Source organism: Permianibacter fluminis (assembly GCF_013179735.1).
In the GTDB taxonomy this organism is placed as follows: Bacteria; Pseudomonadota; Gammaproteobacteria; order Enterobacterales; family Permianibacteraceae; genus Permianibacter; species Permianibacter fluminis.
The window spans coordinates 1,199,832-1,218,077 of the sequence record NZ_JABMEG010000001.1 but is presented as its reverse complement, the minus strand read 5'-3'; the positions used below and the strand labels follow the sequence as shown (position 1 = coordinate 1,218,077).

Annotated in this window: 10 protein-coding genes; 5 read left to right on the top strand and 5 right to left on the bottom strand. The window is 54.6% G+C overall.

The window, feature by feature from the left end; genetic code table 11:
* Nucleotides 1-68: 68 nt before the first annotated feature.
* A complete protein-coding gene (locus tag HPT27_RS05360) occupies nt 69-848 on the bottom strand; it encodes a substrate-binding periplasmic protein (RefSeq protein ID WP_172239999.1) in 780 nt (259 codons plus the stop codon).
* A 160-nt stretch (nt 849-1,008) separates the two neighbouring features.
* Here HPT27_RS05360 and HPT27_RS05355 point away from each other — a divergent pair, with 160 nt between their 5' ends.
* Entirely contained in the window at nt 1,009-1,749 is a 741-nt protein-coding gene (locus tag HPT27_RS05355; protein ID WP_172239996.1) for a substrate-binding periplasmic protein, read from the top strand.
* Between the two features lie 256 nt (nt 1,750-2,005).
* Nucleotides 2,006-2,743, top strand: a complete 738-nt coding sequence (locus HPT27_RS05350; protein WP_172239992.1) for a substrate-binding periplasmic protein — start codon at nt 2,006-2,008, stop codon at nt 2,741-2,743.
* A 174-nt stretch (nt 2,744-2,917) separates the two neighbouring features.
* Here HPT27_RS05350 and HPT27_RS05345 read toward each other — a convergent pair whose 3' ends face one another.
* Nucleotides 2,918-3,205 carry a hypothetical protein gene (locus tag HPT27_RS05345; protein WP_172239989.1) on the bottom strand — a complete coding sequence of 96 codons (288 nt, stop codon included), beginning with the start codon at nt 3,203-3,205 and terminating at the stop codon, nt 2,918-2,920.
* Nucleotides 3,192-5,321, bottom strand: coding sequence for an ATP-dependent DNA helicase RecG (recG, locus tag HPT27_RS05340; RefSeq protein WP_172245108.1), 2,130 nt, complete (start codon nt 5,319-5,321; stop codon nt 3,192-3,194). Before recG ends, HPT27_RS05345 begins: the two co-directional genes overlap by 14 nt.
* A 288-nt stretch (nt 5,322-5,609) precedes the next feature.
* Here recG and HPT27_RS05335 point away from each other — a divergent pair, with 288 nt between their 5' ends.
* The 3 genes from HPT27_RS05335 (at nt 5,610) to HPT27_RS05325 (ending at nt 7,184) form a co-directional block, all read left to right on the top strand.
* On the top strand, nt 5,610-6,056 hold the full coding sequence (locus tag HPT27_RS05335; RefSeq protein ID WP_172239986.1) for a DUF6249 domain-containing protein: 447 nt from the start codon (nt 5,610-5,612) through the stop codon (nt 6,054-6,056).
* A 76-nt stretch (nt 6,057-6,132) separates the two neighbouring features.
* The gene (locus HPT27_RS05330; protein ID WP_172239983.1) at nt 6,133-6,747 is read left to right on the top strand and encodes an RNA polymerase sigma factor; all 615 of its coding nucleotides are present in this window, start codon (nt 6,133-6,135) and stop codon (nt 6,745-6,747) included.
* 17 nt (nt 6,748-6,764) lie between these two features.
* Complete coding sequence (locus HPT27_RS05325) at nt 6,765-7,184, top strand: anti-sigma factor (RefSeq protein ID WP_172239980.1); 420 nt, start codon at nt 6,765-6,767, stop codon at nt 7,182-7,184.
* A 367-nt stretch (nt 7,185-7,551) separates the two neighbouring features.
* Here HPT27_RS05325 and HPT27_RS05320 read toward each other — a convergent pair whose 3' ends face one another.
* Entirely contained in the window at nt 7,552-14,619 is a 7,068-nt protein-coding gene (locus HPT27_RS05320; protein ID WP_172239977.1) for an RHS repeat-associated core domain-containing protein, read from the bottom strand.
* Nucleotides 14,619-18,134 carry a putative Ig domain-containing protein gene (locus tag HPT27_RS05315; RefSeq protein ID WP_172239974.1) on the bottom strand — a complete coding sequence of 1,172 codons (3,516 nt, stop codon included), beginning with the start codon at nt 18,132-18,134 and terminating at the stop codon, nt 14,619-14,621. The genes HPT27_RS05320 and HPT27_RS05315 overlap by 1 nt, the downstream gene beginning before the upstream one ends.
* Nucleotides 18,135-18,246 lie beyond the last annotated feature (112 nt).

The following is an 18,246-nucleotide window of genomic DNA, read 5'->3' as shown; positions in this document are numbered from 1 at the left end:
CGCAGCGTGTGCATCAATTCGCACGCCTCTGGCGCTGTCGACTCGGCGCGCAGATACGCACCACAGTCTTACTGATACGACTTGACGATGGTTCGCCATTCCGGATCCGTGGCCAGCTTTTGCATGATGGGTTCCAGCCAGTCATAGACATCGCGACGCTTGAATGGCACCAGAATCCGGCGGGCGAAAACATCGTGCGGGCGCTCGGACAGGTAATACAGCTCACGACCGCCGAAATGCTTGACTAGGTAATCGAAAGTGCTGCGGCTGATCACGGTGGCATCGATCCGGTGCACGCGCAGTTTGGTCAGGTTTTGCAATTCGCTGTTGGTGTCTTCGCGGGTCAGTTGGCCGGCGGCAGCGGCTTCGTCGATGCCGTAGTAGTAAAGACCGTTGACCAGACCAATGGTTTTGCCGCTCAGGCTTTCCGGGCCGTTGTAATTCACGGGCCGGTCAGCCGGTGACACCAGCTCGTCGCGGTCTTTCATCAGCGTTGAAGTCCAGAGATAACGCTGCTCTTCGATATCGTGAAACCAGAGCGGATTGACACCGATGATGACGCCATCAAAGTCGCTGCTTTGCGCCAACTGGTCCAACCGTTTGCGCGGCATGTATTCGGTGCGCAGCAGCGCTTTGCCAAGCTTGCGATTGACGTATGCGGAGAAATCGTAATACAGGCCCTGCTCGTGCTGAACGTCGACAATGAACGGCGGCTTCAGATGGTAGGCATAGACGACCACCGGCGCCGGTTCAGCGGCCTGCACCGTCTTTGTCAGCATCAGCGCAATCAGTAAAAACGCCGCTGACCAGCTGGCTTTGCCGAACACCCGTCCCTGCAATTGCCGCATCGGCCCGCTCCTGCATTGAAGAATTGCTCCGTCCTTTCAGGGCAAGTGTAGTCGGTGATCAGGCCACCGCCCGGCGTAGATGGCCAAATGCCGGGCGCACTGGCGTCGATGCCAGAATCGACCATACTTGCGACAACATCCGCCGGTTGGGAGACCGATCATGCTGCGTTGGCGCCACCTTTTGCTTGCCATGTTGTTGCTCAGCCCGTGCGCGTTTGCCGGCAAGCAAATCAAGCTGTCTTCACTGGATTGGCCACCGTATACCGGGCCCGCGCTGGCCGACAAAGGCGCCACGGCTGCGGTGGTCAAAGCCGCATTTGAAGCGGCCGGTTACAGCGTGCAAATTGATTTCTTTCCGTGGGAGCGCGCGGTGGCGATGGCCAGTGACGCCAGCAGCGGCTATGCCGGCTATTTTCCCGAGTACTACTCGGCCGACATCGCCAAGGACTTTCTGTTCTCAGAACCGGTGGGCAATGGTCCACTCGGTCTAGCGCAAAACAAGGAAGCGCCGATCAGCTGGAACACGCTCGATGATCTCAGCAAGCTGAAAGTCGGTGTGGTGCAGGGCTATGTCAACACCGAAGGCTTCGATGCCAATGTCGCGGCCAAGAAGCAGACAGTCGAGGCGGTGACCTCGGATGCGCAAAATCTCAACAAGGTCGCGGCTAAACGCATTCCGGTGGCGATCATTGATCAAAACGTCATGAACTATCTGCTTGGCAACGACGCCTCGCTGGCTGCCGCCAAGGGCAAACTCGAATTCAACAGCAAAGTGCTGGAAGACAAGAAGTTGTACATCTGTTTCCGGAAAGGCCCGCAGGGCGAGGAGTACGCCAAGGCGCTGGCCGAAGGGCTTAAAAAGATTGATGTGGCCGCCATCGTCAAGGCGCATTTGAAGTAGCGCAGACCGCAGTCAGCTACTGCGGAAAAACGCGACCGCCGCCGGCGCAGGCGGCGGCACGCGACGCGCCGTACCGGCGGCAGCGCGCCCATAAGAATAGATTCCGGCTTTTGCCGGAATAACAGCGTGAAGATTTAATCAGAATGTCTTTCGCTGACGTGTCTTGGCAGACTGACTTGTTTTTGTAAACTGACTGGCTTTTGCAAACTGACGGATTGAGAACCGGATTGTCACAAGCCCCGAGGAGTTGTAACCGATGTCCCTACGGGTGGTATTGCTGATACTGTTGTTGTTGCGTAGCACAGCGCTCGGTGCGGCGGAAGTCATTCGACTGGCGTCGCTGGAGTGGCCACCTTATACCGGTGAGCAGCTGCCGGATGGTGGCAGCACCAGCGCCGTCCTCAAGGCCGCATTTGCTGCCGCCGGCTATCAACTGGAAATCGATTACCTGCCGTGGGAACGGACGCTGGCATTGGCAAACTCGGCCGACAGCGGTTATGCCGGCTACTTCCCGGAATATTTTTCCAGTGAGATCAGTGAGCACTTTCTCTATTCCGTGCCGATTGGCAGCGGCCCGCTCGGGCTAGCCCAGCGCCGCGTCAAACCCCTCGTCTGGCAACAACTCACGGATCTGCAACCGTTCACCATTGGCGTCGTTCAGGGTTACGTCAATACCGAAGAGTTCGATGCCAGTGTTGCCGCCGGACTGCAGCGGGTCCAGCCGGCAGGCTCGGATGCCCAGAATCTGAAGAAGTTGGCGGCCGGTCGCATTGATGCAGCGGTCATTGACTACAACGTGATGCGCTATTTGCTTCGCCACGATCAGTCGCTGACGCCGGTCAAGCAACTGCTGGAGTTCAATCCGCGCTTGCTGGAAGACAAATTGCTGTTTGTCTGTTTTCGCCTCGGCCCCGATGCCGAGCGGCTGGCCAAGGCCTTGGCACAAGGATTGGAGCAGATTGATGCGGCGGCGATAGAGGCCAGTCACCAGTAATGGTGATGACGGTAGCCACGGTCAGCGTGGTACCCGCGCAAGCGGGTGAAAATGTTCGGATCGGGTAACGGCCCGATATCGGCGATATCCTGATTTGCGAGAGTCTATTTCCGAAACGCTATTTGCGAGCCGTTATTTGCGAAAGACTATTTGCGACAGGCTATTTGCGAACCGTCACATTCCACCCGCAAGATGCTGCAACACCGCGCGATTGGGTGGTGGACAAGCAACGGCGTGAAACTGCTCGGCTAGCGCCCGACAGCCCGGCGAAAAGTACAGCGTTTGCAAACAGTGCAGACCATCGCTGTCGGTGTGCAACCAGAGCGATTGCGCGGCGTCATGCCCGGCCAGCGGCCAACGTTCGGCAAACAGTTCCTGCACGGTTTGCAGGACCGGACTGGCCTGAATGGCATCGCCGAGCGGCAGCAACCACCAGCTATTGCCGTCCTCAAACCTGGCCATAACCTTCCCGACCTGCGAGCCAGCGCGCGATCAGCGGCGGCACTTGCTGCGGATGACGGGCGAGCAACTCGCGCGCCAGTTGCTGCGCCAACGCCACCCGTTTCTGATCGCGGGCGATGTCGGCAATCTTGAACGCCATGATGCCCGTTTGCCGGGTGCCGAGCAGTTCGCCGGGACCGCGCAGTTCCATGTCTTTTTCGGCGATGACAAAGCCGTCGTTGCTGTCGCGCATGACTGCAAGTCGTTCCTTTGCCATGGCCGACAGCGCGCCGTGATACATCAGCACGCAATGGCTTTGCGCGCTGCCGCGACCAACTCGGCCGCGCAGCTGATGCAATTGCGCCAGCCCCAGCCGCTCAGCGTTTTCGATAATCATCAGACTGGCGTTGGGCACATCGACGCCGACTTCAATCACCGTGGTCGCGACCAGCACATCGGTTTCGTGCGCCTTGAATGCCTGCATCACGGCCTGTTTTTCCGCTGGCTTCATCCGGCCATGCACCAGCGCAATGCGTAGCGGCGCCAGTTGTTCGCGCAGCAGATCGTAGGTGGCTTCGGCGGCCTGCGCCTGCAGCAATTCCGATTCCTCGATCAGCGTGCAGACCCAGTACACCTGACGGCCTTCGGCGCTGGCGGCGCGCACCCGATCAATCACTTCGTCGCGACGATTATCCGGGATCACGACCGTGGTGACCGGCGTGCGACCGGGCGGCAGTTCATCGATGATCGAGTTGTCCAGATCGGCATAGGCGGTCATCGCCAGCGTGCGCGGAATCGGCGTTGCCGTCATCACCAGCTGGTGCGGCATCCGATGCGGGCCCTGACTGTCGTCGCTGCGACCTTTTTCCCACAGCTGCAAACGCTGGTGCACACCAAAACGATGCTGCTCGTCGATGACCACCAGCGCCAGGTCCTTGAACACCACGCCTTCCTGAAACAGCGCATGGGTACCAACGACAAACGCCGCGTCACCGCTGCGTATGTCGGCCAAAACGCTGTCGCGGGCTTTGCCCTTGATGCGGCCCGCCAGAAACACGCAGCGAATGCCGAGCGGTTCAAACCAGCGGGAGAAATTCAGCAGATGTTGTTCGGCCAGTAGCTCGGTCGGCGCCATGACCGCCGCCTGTTTGCCGGCGCCGAGCGCATTGAGCGCGGCAAACGCTGCGACCAGCGTCTTGCCGGAACCGACATCGCCTTGTACCAGCCGCAGCATTGGTCGGGGTTGTTGCAGATCGCTACGGATCTCTTTCAGCACTTTGGTTTGTGCGCCGGTCAGGCTGAACGGCAAGGCCTGCAGCAATTTTCGGGTCAGCGTTTGTTCGGCCGGCAGCGCGGTCGCGGCCTGCGCTCGGGCTTTTTCCCGCAGCCGCAAAAAGGTCAGCTGGTTGGCGATCAACTCTTCCAGCACCAATCGGACAATCGCCGGATGCTCGCCGCTGATCAGCGCCAGCGTGTCGATGTCAGCGGGCGGTTGATGCACGGTGCGCAGTGCCAGCGTCAGCGACGGCAAACGCTGTTCGCGCAGCAAGTCGGCCGGCAGCAGATCCACGATTTCATGATTGGCGAGTTTTTGCAGTGCCTGCTGCACCAGCTTGCGCAAGCTTTGTTGGCTCAAGCCCTCGGTGATCGGATACACCGGGGTCAGTCGCTCGCCCAGCGCGACAACTTCATCGTCCTTGAGCCAGCGCAGTTCCGGATGAACAATTTCCATGCTGCGGCGACCGTAGCGCGCTTCGCCGTAAACCCGGACCCGACCACCAAACTGCAGCCGATCCTGCTGGGCCTTGTTGAAGTGAAAAAAACGCAGCTCCATTTCGCCGCTGTCATCGCGCAGCCGCGCGACCAGCGAACGGCGCCGGCCGAAGGCAATTTCGGCGCCGAGGATCTCGCCTTCGATTTGCGCCGGCTCGCGCGGGCTCAGCTCGGCGATTTTGCTCAGCCGCGTGCGGTCTTCATAACGCAGCGGCAAATGAAACAGCAAATCGGCCAGGGTCCGGATGCCAAGCCGCTCCAGCTTTTGGGCAAGCGCCGGCCCGACGCCGCTGAGCGTCGTCACGGCCTGCTGTTCCGGTACGGCCGAGCCGGCCTTGGTTGGCGTTGCCGGTGGCGCCGACATGACCATGGGCATCCCTTTCATCCCTGCAGACGGCGAGTATACCCAACTGGCACCATCGGACCGCCAGCGGCCACCATGGCGTTCTCCACCTCGTCCCTGATAACGAGCCACAGCGAGCCCGGATAAATTTTTCCGAAAAGCTGAAACCGGTTGCCCCGGCGGCCCGACTCATTAGTCGTAACCCGATACCTCAGACCGGTAGGCCGGTAGACCAGCAGCCCAAGGCAGTCACTACTGCTGGCGTTACCCGAAACTGGCATTTACTGAAAAGACAGGCTGGAGCTCGCAATGAATGAAGCACTGATTCCCATCATTATCGTGCCGGTGGTCTTCATCACCCTGGCATTTGTCGCCAACATCGCCATCAACCATTTTTCCCGGCTGCGCCTGCAAGAGCGCGAGATGCTGAACAAGGAGCGCATGGGCGCGATGGAGCGCGGCATCAATGTGCCGCTGCTGGAAGCGCCACGGCCGCACCGCAACCGTCCGGCACTCAATACCGGACTGACCCTGCTGGCGGTCGGCATCGGCATCGGCGTCTACATGTTCGACGGCTGGCATGACAACGACTGGGCGCTCGGCCTGATCGTGGCATTGGCCGGCGCGGCCAAGCTGGTGTACTGGCAACTGGCCGGCAAGGCCGAATGGCAGAACCATTTGCAACAGGACAAGGTCGTCAGCGAAGCCTACCTGACCTATCTGCACGAACTGACCAACAAGATCCGCAACGGTTGATCGACGATGCCTTGCCGCCACCATGTGCTGGCGGCAAGGCAACCGAACGTCGACAATGTTCAGATGACATCCGGCAATGGGTTGTGAAGGCTTGGTTTGGCAAACACTGAACCAGTATCACGAATGCAGTGATCTGGAGCTCGCCCAACACGCGGCCGCTGGCGAAACGCTGGCGCGCCGGGTGCTGGTCGATCGCTATCTGCCGCTGATTTACAGCGTCTGCATTCGCAGCGGTCTGAGTCGCCACGATGCCCAGGACATGAGTCAGGAATGCGTGATCAAACTGTTGCGCGTGCTGCCGCAGTATCGCGGTGACGCCAAGCTGTCGACCTGGATTTACACCATCTGCAAGCGCTGCATTGCCGATCATTTTCGGGCCGGTGCCCGGCGTGAAGAAACGGTCGACTGGACCGATCCCGTGCAACAGGCACGTGCGGATATGCAGCAGCAGGGCCGGCACCATGACCACCACCATGATCACAATCAGGCGCGCGAAGATGCCGACCGCATGACCCAGTGGATTGCTGAACTCGGCGAACCGCTGCGGACCGTGATGCTGCGGTTTTATCTGGCCGATGACAGCATCAGCGACATCGCCCGCGATCTGAAACTGGCGGAAGGCACCATCAAAACCCATTTGTTCCGCGGCCGGCAATTGCTGCGCCAACGATTGGAGGGGCAACCCGTATGAAAGCCACGACACCCATAATGCCCAGCGAATGCGAACTGACGCTGCTGCGCCAATTCGACAACGATGGCCGGCCCGGTTTGCCGACCCCGCCCGATGTCGCGGCGCATTTGGCCGGCTGTGCCGATTGTCGCCAGGAATGGGCGCAGCGCGCAGAAACCGACGCCAGCTTGCGTGCGGCGCTCGCCGTCGAAGTGCCGGTCGCGGTGTATCGGCTTGCCTATCAAGCCGCCGTGCAAACCAGCGAACCGCCGTCGACCTTGCGCAAAACATTCCGGCTGCTGTTCGCCGGTTTGGTCGGCACCAGTTGCGCACTCGCCACCTTGATGACGCCGTATCTGAACCAATGGGTATGGCTGGCACCCGTCAGCTTCGCTACCGCCGCCGCGCTGACCTACCTGTTCGAATTCGCCGACGAGAACAAACTGCCGACGTTGTGACGACAATAGTGGCGATAATTACATCCTGCAATAGTGCGGGAAAGTAATTATTGTCTTTTAAGGAAGAACGCGAATTACAAGCCATTTCGCCTCTTGAACTTAACAGTACGACGTGTTGGAAAAAATCCGAACCACTTGAGCGTTCTAAGATAATGCTCCAGGCGAGGCAAAATTGTCTCGCGTTCCCTATCGGTTAGCTCATAAGGTAAATTTGATTCCCCATGGCAGCACGGCAAAATAACAACAAACTCCCGCTTCAAACAGATTAAATTAAATTTGTATATACCTTCACGATCACAATACTCAATGCCTTCATTCTTTGAAGCTAAGCGAATTCTGTAATCAGCTCTCATATAAACACCAATTTTTACGGATACACAATTGGAATGCCTCTGGCAGAAAGAATGGCTCTTTCAACCGTCGCCCATATCGACAACGGGTTTTCGGAAAGAACAACTGCGGTGGCGACACCATCAGCATTTGCCGCAAACGTAGCCGAGGCCGCTCTCCACACAAAATTTGGGAGATTGATACCTAGTGTATTATGAACGACGTCCAAAGCTCTCCCAATAGGGGTCAGTTCCAATGTAGTTCCCATCCCTTCAGCGATCCCTCGAGCACCTTGCGAATATCCTGACCAAAATACGGAATTTGTTCCACCGTTTAACCCAGCAGCCCATAGGGTTCCAACGCCCCAGGCATAACCACCATATGTCCCCACATTGTACGACGTAGAAGTAGTATTGACGGAGCCTATGTCCCAATCACTTCTTGCATCAGCGGTGTTGTAGAAACCAAAGCTAAGTATTGTTGAAACCCCATCGCCAAATCCTGAAAAGGCGTCCACCACCGGATCCGGAATACCTGGGAGTTGCGCCCCCAGCTGCTGCCAAAATCCCGTATCGGACGAGAACATATCGGACTGGCCGGCTCCCGTATAAGATATCTGAGCATATTGAGTTAAAATTGCGCTTGTAGCAGCTAACCCGGTTGGGTCGACTGAATTGGTTGGATTGTTTTTGACATACGCGTAACGACTCACTCCATCGATAAAGCCGGCTGGGTCTCGTTGTGTGAACCGCCCTAATGATGGGGAATAATATCGAGCTCGATAGTAAATCAGACTATTTGAGGTGGGCTCGCGGCCTGTGTAGCCAAACTGAGATATCGTACCTGTCGTTGACGACACGCCACCCCATGCATCGTACTTAACAAGCCCAGTAAGATTTCCACCCTCGTCACTGGCGCCAATTGCACTGCCAAGACCATCTTGGTGATAAAAGCGTGTGCCCCCGACGTTACCGGTGCTTCTTAGAAACGGGGTGTCTATTCCACCAGAGGTATAGACCCCGTCAGGAATATTCCAATTACTGCCGTACTCGGCGTATATGCCATCGCCACTGTACAGATACTGACTCATCACGCCACCAGTTGCTTTGCTTATACGATTACCTGAGTGATCGTATATATATTGCTCTGTGGGAAGGCCGGTTTTATTGACTTGAGTGAGCTTGTTCAGTACATCGTACTGCAAGCCAGTGATGACGCTACCGCTGCAATCAGTTCCGGTACGGGTAACGCCAGCGCCCTCACAGAGCTTGGTCATGCTGCCGTTGACGTCGTAAACAGCGCCAGCTAAAAGCGCGCCGCTAACCGTACCCTGATGAACTTCGAGCAATTGCTGAGCGGCATCGTGGACAAAAGCGCGAGTCACACCAGCGGCATTTTGCAAGACACGATTGCCAAACACATCATAGCTATTGCTTTCAATCAATGTGTTGCTGGCATCGTTGGTGCGCACCTCACTAAGGCGGCTCAGCGCGTCATAGACATACTTTTGATTACGCGGCACGCCATCGAATACCTCGTTGGACGTCAGCCGGTTACCGAGCTCATCATAGGTGTAGTCATGTTGGCTGATGATGGCACTGCTTGAGCGCCGATTGACCAGCTGCTTCAGGGTGTTATCGGTATTCCATTGATAGCGAGCGCTGATACCGTTCGGCAGCCATTTTTCCAACAAACGACCGCCTGCATCATATGCCAGCGTTATCTGTTCGCCACCTGGCGCCCAAATCTCTGTGAGCCGACCACTCGCGTCGTAAATGTAATTCGTTTGCTTACCGCTATTGTCCGTCATTGAGCGCAACAGGCCGCCGGGACTATAGGCATAGGTCAATGACTTGCTGCCCCGGCTGTCGAGAACAGATGCCAGCCGATGCGCGGTATCATAGGTATAGGTATACGTTACTGCCGGGCCAGCAACATTGATGACTTGGCCCAGCGTATTGTAGGTGTAAGAGGTAACGCGGCCGAGGTGATCGGTTTGCGTATCTAGCCTGTGACCGTATTTCCAGGTGAACTGGGTGATCTGCCCTTTTGCATCCGTAACTTTGCCCAGGTTACCGAAGGTATCGTAATCGGAAAAGATCGTGCTCTTTGCCAGTGCATCGGTTTCTTTCAGTTTTCGACCAAAATCATCAAACTGATAGGTTGCCTGAGTCAGCAATACGTCCGTCGACTCACTCGTGCCGGTGCTGTCGGTACGGCCCGCTTTGATTTCTACCACCTTGCCTAAGGTGCTGTAACGGTAGGTGGTAACGGGCCGAATGCTGCCGAAGCTCACATCAGAATATGCGGGCTCGACAACGCGCACGACTCGGTTGAGCTCATCGTAGCTGGTGTAAGACAGATTACCCTTCGGATCCTTGACCGAAGTGACGTTGCCCGACAGGTCATAGCTGTATTCGGTTATCCGACCTAATGCGTCGATTTTTCGCTTGAGCCGGCCATCTTGCGTGGCGCCATAGTATTCATACTTGGTGGTGTTGCCATTAGGGTCCGTTTCTTCTCTTGTTCTACCGGCCGCATCCAGTCTGCGGCTGACAAAATGATCTTGCTGATCAAACGCACGGACAACTTTTCCTGTGGGGTCATAATCGAAGGCGATAGTGTAACCATCTGGATTGGTCACCTTTCGAACATTGCCAGCGCCATCGTATTCCTTCCGCGTTGCGTAACCAGCAGCGTCAATACTGGTGACCATGCGTCCTGCGATATCATAGCCCCACGCCAGCTGATCATGAATGGTGATGACCGCAGGACCATTTTTACTTATCGCCTTCGTGGTGGCGATTTCCGCGATTCGATTGCCATTCGCATCGAATGCGTAATCTCGCTTCAGAACGGGGATATCCGTTGCTGAAGTCACCAAGTCCAGTTCGTTGTATTGAAACGAAACCGGCTCCCATGAATCATTCACCCCGTTGGTAATGCGCCCGAGATTATCGTGCTTGATATCGACAAACTCTTGCGAGTCCAATGAACCATTACCATCTCGATCACCTTGCCGGGTTATTCTAACGGCGTTCAGGCCAAGCACTCCATTTAGCGTGTCGTTGTAATTAAAGGTCTGCACCGGCCCCACTTTGGTGGAGAAATCCCTTACATGCTTGCTGCTTGCAATGTTTCCGTAGGAGTCATAGGTGAAAATAACCCAATCAATCAAGTCAGCCTGAACAGGTGTGTACGTGGTTGGATCAATAGCCGCCCCAACACCACTCTTTAGCGATAAAACCTCAAGCAAATTGCCTTTGGTATCGAGCTTGTAAAGCTTGTAGTTGCCGCGCTCATCCTTGACCTTTCTTGGTTTATTCAGATAGTAGTAACTCAACTCCACCGTAGCCCCTGATGGCCTGGTAATTACGCTGATATTGCCGCTTGGGTCATATGCATACTGAGTTTCCAAGCCAAGCGCATCTCGTTCCTTGGTGCGGAGCATCGGCTTGGCGGCATCATAGGCATAAGTTTGATAGTTACCATTTTCGTCAACAATCTTGGTGGGATTGCCTGAGCTATCAAAGAAATACCGCTTGCTAAATCCTCGTTCGTTTACAGAAACCGACTCGCGACGGAAGTCGTTGTAGGTAAAGGTTTGGCATTCCGCCACATCGTTGCAGTGCCGCGAGACACGACCATTGGCATAGTACTCAAATGTCATTCCACCGCCATTCGGGCTTGCGAAGCGTTTCATTGCGTGATTCAGTTTTTCGCCATCGGCCGCACCGTAATAGCTGTACGTTGCTGCAGGTTGCAAGCCAGCAAACGCACGTGGATTTTTGTACGAGGTCAAATCGCCGCTTGTGTTATAGCCATACTCCCAGGTGCGACCGGACCAGTCCGTAATGCGATAAATACGATTCGATGTGTCATATGTGAAAGTCAACACACGGCCCAATCCATCCGTAATTGTGGAAAGCTTGGTCGAGGTATATCCCATGCTCAAGGTATTGCCGTTGGCGTCGGCAATTGACAACAACTTGGCAGTTTGCCCCGTTGTCGTTCCAGCATTGCTGGCAAATGTATAGGTCAGACCGTTCTTTTCGGTGATCGAATAGGTCCCATCGCTTTTTCGCATTAGGCTGGAAGTGACGCCCGGCGGATTGCTGAAAGTCGAACCATTCGGCACAGAAGTACCCGCGCGCCAAAAGAACCGTTCACCACCAGACCCGTCGATCCAACTCAGCTTGACGACACCACCTTCAATGCCATAGAACTTCAAATAGTGGTTGAAGCTATGCGACCAACCGTAGCCAAGAGGTCCGTTCAGAGGGTTGCGGCTGTTATATGCCCGCGAAAACACAATCGGGAAATTGCCACGGCCTTTCAGCGTAAGGTCAGTTTCATTGTGATACATGTTGCCGGTGACCATATTCACCGGATCGCCAGCCCAGATATTGTACAGGCTGTATCCGTTTGCTCCGGCCAAGGAGGTCACGACATCATCGCCGGTTAGAAAGGCCGTCGGTAATCCTGACTCGATTGTGTATCCGGTTCCAAGGATTGAGTCGTACCACTGCCCTATGGGGGACCCAGTCGTGTATCCACCGGAATACTTATTGATAACATATGCCGCACTTGCCGAAGGATTAGTTGGACTATCAACCAAGTTCTTTTCAGCGACGAAAAGAGCGCCTTTCCACGTATCATACTGAACCAGACTTCGCGGAATAGTCAGTGTATATCCGTTGTCAACGTAATTGGCCTTAATGCTTGCCACATCGGTACTGGTGTAGTTCAGCGCAGTATTGCTATTGCTGGTGAGTTTTGCGCTCTCCGTTGTCCAATTCGCACTGTTGATGGTTAGAACGGATATACCGCGCTCTGCCGCGAATTGAATGCCGCGAACCGTTGAAACAGCATCCATATTGGCGATTTCTTGCCAGATGTACGATTCGAAATATGAGGAGCCATACCCTGAAACTTTAAAGGTCTTCCAGACAAGTTTTCCGGTGCTGAGATCCACGTTGCGAGATTGCGCACCAGGAAAGTCGATATATAAACCACTCCGATTAACGGCAAATGGCAAATCAAATAGGTATTGGACCTTGGTTTTCGTCGCAGTGATACCAAGATGAAGACCGCTTTCTCCTGACCCACCATCAAGCCCTGCAACTCTCTTGGCGCTATCAGAGATGTAGCGCATGTATTTTAGGCCCGCTATGTGCAGGAATTCCCCCTCAACCTCTTCCGGATTGCTATTCGGGGACGGCGTCAGCTTTACACTATTGAGTAGCTTTGCGGTACGCGCAGCTATAAGCGCATCAGACGCGTGATAAGCGTAGACATTCAGGGCGTGATAGTTGGCAGCCGCAATGGTATTCAGCGTGACGCTGTTGACAGTCGGAGAGTTTATATCCGAGAGCGTTAATGTCATTGTTAGCTTATTGCTTACGGTGCACAGCCCTACGCTAGTCCCTGTGGTCGTTGTCTTCTCCGTTTCGTCCACTTTGATGCTGGGAACGACATTTACCGTACACGGTGATGAGGAGTCAGGATTCCCATCATTTCGCCAGTTGTTGAGAGCGGTCTGATCACTGGCGGTAGCGCCTTTAAATGACAGTGTAGTGCGACTTAACACGCTCTCGGGCAACGTCAAAGTGACAGCATTGACAAGCGCCGCATTACTGCTGCTGCGCACATCAATGGCGAGTTTGTACCGATGTTTCTCTGGAAGTTTCGCCACCTCCGCAGTGAGCCCGGTATCCCAGTTGGTAAATCCGGCCACGGTAAAGGGCAATGATGCCGGCAATACATCGACCCGTACGGGCAACAACCGTCCCGCATATGCCACATCCGAAATGGAGCTGTTGGCATAATACGGCGGAAGTGTTCTCGCGATACCCAGTACCGTCTTTTCATACCATTCGGCGGGAGTCTCGTTACGCCGCTGTGACATATAACCCGTGAAATCAAATGCCGCAGCGGCATTAACGCCTGGCTGGTACTCCGCCAACTTGAAACTGGAATCAAGCGGCATCCAGCGATAGCCTTGCTGATCAGAACCAAGGCCTCGATAGTTGCCATACGGTACGCACGCCTCGACCCAAACATGGGTGAACTGGACAGTATTGCCGGAAAGGCTAACAGGTATCCGACCCTGTGCCAGCACATTGGCTACCGCTACAAAGCTCTTGGCGCCAACCCAGTTTTTTAGTCTAGCGTCGTTGTCGAAAGACACGACCCCTTTTACATACCGCGCCGGAAAATTCGAAGCCCGCAGCAAAGCGATAAGAAGAGAGGCTTGATCTGTTGCATTACCCGCCCTACTAGTTAACACGCCTTGCGCGCCCTTTAGAGAGCCATAATAAGGCTCAAATCGAATTTCGTTCGTCACATATCGATAGATCGCTACCGGTGAAAACTCCAACGTTTCCGCGAGAGCGCGAATCTCTGGCGTCAGCGAGGCTTCGGCTTGTGGCGTAGAGTCAGTACCCAGATCCGCGGCCGTGTAATTGCAAACAGACGCATCCGTAGGAACATTCGGCGCAGAACGAAGAAGGCCTGAATCTGTCTTGCTAAATGGTTTATTGCTAGATGCGGAGCTCGATCGACTAACCAAGTAACTTGGAAGCGACCCCAAGTCAATTGACGGCGATTGAAATGCCTTTTGTTCACTGACGAAATTCGGTTTCGCGAATTCCGTCGCTTCCAAATTAGGTGCTGAAAGTGTTTTGCTATTCAGCGCACCATTCTTTAGCTCTACTTCGGCCTGCGAAAATCGAGCATCAAGATCAGGCTTAAGCTGATCCCAAGCCTTTTGCTGCTGGGAACCGTCGGCAAAACGCTTCCGCAGCGCACTCCACTCTTCCGCGTAAGCATGCTTAATGAGCCCCAACTGTTCTTTTGCTTGCTGCCTATTTACGGTCACCGGAGATAGACCACTCTCCCCGCCGACCCTTGCAGTCAACAAATTGAGTCTTTCAGACGCGCGCCGGGCCTGGCCATCAGCCGATGTCCCCGTGATTTTTTCAATGGCCTGCTTGGGCAGTTGTAGCTCGCCCGCAATGGCGGCGCTACCTATCGGCGTCAATGCAGCTATCGCTATTGCCGCAACGGAACGCACCAAGGTGAAACCGTCTATTCTGTCCGTCATTATTGCGCTTCCTTGACTTTTCTTTTTTTATCGGCGACATCATCTGCGCGGCACTGTGAAATTTGATCGACCTTCACGTCTTGTGGAGTCAGCGTGACGTCGGGTTGGCCTCCGGCATAAAATAACGCATTGCGTGTGAGTTCAATCCATATCGCCTCTGCGTTAGGTGCACTATCACTAGCCATTGGTCGCCACAGCAAAGTGCTTGGCAGCACCCAGCCATAACGATTTAGGCTTCCAGCATCAGCACCCGGCAAAACGCCATCAATTGCCAGCCAGTGCCACGAAGAGGAGTTTGTTGGCACATGGTCAATCGATAGCAACCCTATTGCGCTCGTTTTTTCTCGTGTGGCGGATTCGAGGCAAGAAGCAGCGTTGACGTGTCTTTCCATACTTTTGGCGATGGGTCCTCGACAGGTGGCTTGCCCCCCAGCGATAGCTCCCGCGAGTAGCATGCTGTCAACGCACTTCAGGCGGTCGTTTTCGCTTGATAGGAGTCGGAATGCTTCAGCACGAGCGATATTAACAATATCGTTTCCTGTTACGGCTAACCCAAACGTCACCTCCGGCAAGGCTAGGGCCCGCAGGCGACCAACCGCATCGCACGGAACACCGTGACAGAACGCTGCCAAATTGCCCTTAACAGGAAGTTCACTGATAAGTGCATCAGGAACCGCTGCTATAACCTCGCTGCCACATACTGCCGGAGAATTCCCTACGTCGCAGTTTTTGGCACTAATGGACATGAAAGACAGTGGCGCTCGACTAACCAGGGCATTTGTCCTTACAGCGATGTCAGGCATTGCTCGATAATGAATGGCTATGTACGGCAAGAAGGTCGAGTAGTCAGTGGCCAAGGTTCGGCCGACATAAACACGCTCATCGTCATCCTTCGACCGATAAATGCGCAAGGTAGCGGAATCAAACAACGACTCAATGGCTCGGCGAATGCCCGACACATTCCAATCACCTCCAATGAGGTAGTAATGACGGATAGCCGCCGCTCCTTGCGTAACTGAACCCCCTACCGGTTTTACAGTCAACGCCGTTGCGTTGATGCCGCTACCTAGCGAGGACTCCGATGTGCCACCACCCTGAAGCACTTTTATCTGGGCCAGCACGAGCGTTGATTTTGATGTCGCGTCGGTGACCTGATAGATGAAATTTGTAGGGTCCTGCACCATTGTTGGCGTGCCATAAACACTACCGTTAGCGGGCTTAAGGGACAGGCCATTTGGCAACTGCCCCCCTGCTAGGCGCCAGGCAAATGGACTTGTACCTGTGCCAGATGGTAAGGAATAGGCGTAGGCTTGGCCGGTGTAGGCGTTCGGTAGTCTCTGCACCGAATTTGTCCCTGCCATCGAAGTGCCATTGCCGGTGGCGAGATATCTGCTGTCGGCGACACTTGGGTTGGTTCCTAGCTGCAGCTCTACCAAATCCGGCACCCCATCTGAGTCAACATCAGATAGCGGCGTGTCGAGTGTTGGGTATGAGCGCAAAACCTGCGCGGTAATATATGCATCCAGCCCCCAACTACCATAGGCACTACCAGAAACCAGAGTCTGGTTCGTGGCAAGATAGTTCAGCGCGCTTGTTGTCACAGCATCGGTTGGCCGGGTCACCCTCAGAAGTTCGTGCACCAATGCCGTCTCAAGAATAGTCCCGGAACTTCCGTCGCCAAAACTGCCGTCTGGTTTCAGTTTGTTTGAAATGAGTCCATTTATCCCGCTATCAAGAATAGTTTGTAAGGCATAACTTTGTTCGGTGCAGGAGTAGCTCGGTGCCAATGCTTTCAACCTATTTATCGCCTGCAGCACATAAACGGTTGGAATCACGCTACTGGTGAGTTGGGAACTGGGAGAGTTGGCTATGTCGCGTGTTTGAACGTACGACCAGCCGAAGTCCATCGAATTTTGGTTGGTGACTAATTTGCAAGCGGCATTGGCGTAACCGGGATAGCTGGCATTGGCATCGCGTAGCGCAATAGTGGCGAGAGCCGTATCCATGTTGCTATGATCAAAAGCACTGTAGGTTCCCCAAGTTTGCTGACCGCCCAACTGCTGAGTGAGCACAGAAAGGTAGCGAGAAGCATCAGCGCCAGCTAGCATTAGCGCATTGGCACGCCTAGCTTGCGCATCTACACTGTAAGCATTGCTGCTACCAAGCAGAGCTACCGCAGCGCTGGTGGAGTATCCGCCAATTTTTGCATTTGTCAGAGCCTGTAATGCCACGGATGTAACAGGCACATCGGAGCCAGGGCCAGTACGCCAAGCGCCATCTCCTTGTTGATGAGAGATCAACCAGGCAAGCCCTCTTATACGAGAATCACTTACTATTGTTGCTGGGTTTTGACCAACTGCAACGGTGACCACCTTGGAGCTACTTCCGCCCGCGCCGGTACACGATAAATTATAAGTTTTGGCAATCGTCAAATTGCCGGTGGAACGGCTTCCGCTGGTTGAAACACTACCTATCCCATTGTCTAAAGCGCAGTTAGTAGCGTTGGTTACAGCCCAGGTCAATGTGCTTTCGCCGTTATATGGAACTGAGGTTGGTGAGGCACTAAATGAAATCGCAGGCTTATCAATAACAGTTACCACGGCATTGACGGTAACCGTGGCAACTGAGTTGATGTAATTGAGGGAAAAACTCTGAGTGCTATTCACTGCTCCCGTTGATTTTGAGCCACCTAGAGAGACACTAGCACCATCCAAGGTGCAAGAATTTGCTCCCGAGCTCGACCACGTTAATGTCGCTGAGCCACCTTGCAACACACTGGTTGGAGACGCCGAAATCGTCGCCGTCGGTGGATCGATAACGGTAACCGTTGAGGAGGCGCTATTGGAGCCACCCGCACCGCTACATGCCAGCGTATAAGCCTTGGTTGCCGAAAGAGAACCTGTGGATTGAGAGCCATTGATTGCGACGGAAAGACCGTCCAAAGCGCAGCTTGTCGCGTTAGTTGTTGACCAACTGAGACTGGCGCTTCCTCCAGTGACAATGCTTCCCGGAGAGGCACTGAAATTGATAGTGGGCGGCGTTGGCGGGAGGGTTACAGTTAGCGTCCCTCCGGAACGGCTGGCGCCGCAATAATCTGCGCATGCTTCAACTGTATAAATGTAGTTTCCGGCTGGCTTTCCCGTAAAACTCCACTGCCTTGCCGATGTGGAAGCAACGCTACCAACTGTGGTATTTGCGGCCCCATTCAAACTCTCATACAGCCAGTATCTTTGCGCGTCAATGGCGGCGCCCCAAGCAACATCATATGTTCCATTTGACGATGTTGATGGATAGGTAATAGATGCAGGTCTTCCAGGTGTTATCTCTCCCGTACAGGGATCTATTGCGAGTGGCGCCAGGTCAGCAACATCGGATTTTTCTCGTGCGACTATTGTCGGTTCACAAGGAATCGCTATGGCAGAGGCTGAGATTTCGCCATCTGGTTCTGCGCCAAAAACAAACGCCGGGAGAAAAAAAAAGATAGCAATAGCAAACGTGCGGACGGACGGCCACATTCCCTGTTTCCCCAAAATGAATATCTTCCATGTGCCGCTTTTTGGCTGCGGCCTTGCAGTTTCAAGCTATCTTTGGCCCCCCCCTGTCAAGCATTTTCTCCTCGAAGTTGGC

What these genes read in the sequence shown, in the direction of transcription:
- HPT27_RS05360 (WP_172239999.1), bottom strand. Translation starts at nt 848, where the DNA reads ATGCGGCAATTGCAGGGACGGGTGTTCGGCAAAGCCAGCTGGTCAGCG.
- HPT27_RS05355 (WP_172239996.1), top strand. Translation starts at nt 1,009, where the DNA reads ATGCTGCGTTGGCGCCACCTTTTGCTTGCCATGTTGTTGCTCAGCCCG.
- HPT27_RS05315 (WP_172239974.1), bottom strand. Translation starts at nt 18,134, where the DNA reads ATGTGGCCGTCCGTCCGCACGTTTGCTATTGCTATCTTTTTTTTTCTC.
- HPT27_RS05325 (WP_172239980.1), top strand. Translation starts at nt 6,765, where the DNA reads ATGCCCAGCGAATGCGAACTGACGCTGCTGCGCCAATTCGACAACGAT.
- HPT27_RS05335 (WP_172239986.1), top strand. Translation starts at nt 5,610, where the DNA reads ATGAATGAAGCACTGATTCCCATCATTATCGTGCCGGTGGTCTTCATC.
- HPT27_RS05345 (WP_172239989.1), bottom strand. Translation starts at nt 3,205, where the DNA reads ATGGCCAGGTTTGAGGACGGCAATAGCTGGTGGTTGCTGCCGCTCGGC.
- HPT27_RS05350 (WP_172239992.1), top strand. Translation starts at nt 2,006, where the DNA reads ATGTCCCTACGGGTGGTATTGCTGATACTGTTGTTGTTGCGTAGCACA.
- recG (WP_172245108.1), bottom strand. Translation starts at nt 5,321, where the DNA reads ATGTCGGCGCCACCGGCAACGCCAACCAAGGCCGGCTCGGCCGTACCG.
- HPT27_RS05330 (WP_172239983.1), top strand. Translation starts at nt 6,133, where the DNA reads ATGGGTTGTGAAGGCTTGGTTTGGCAAACACTGAACCAGTATCACGAA.
- HPT27_RS05320 (WP_172239977.1), bottom strand. Translation starts at nt 14,619, where the DNA reads ATGACGGACAGAATAGACGGTTTCACCTTGGTGCGTTCCGTTGCGGCA.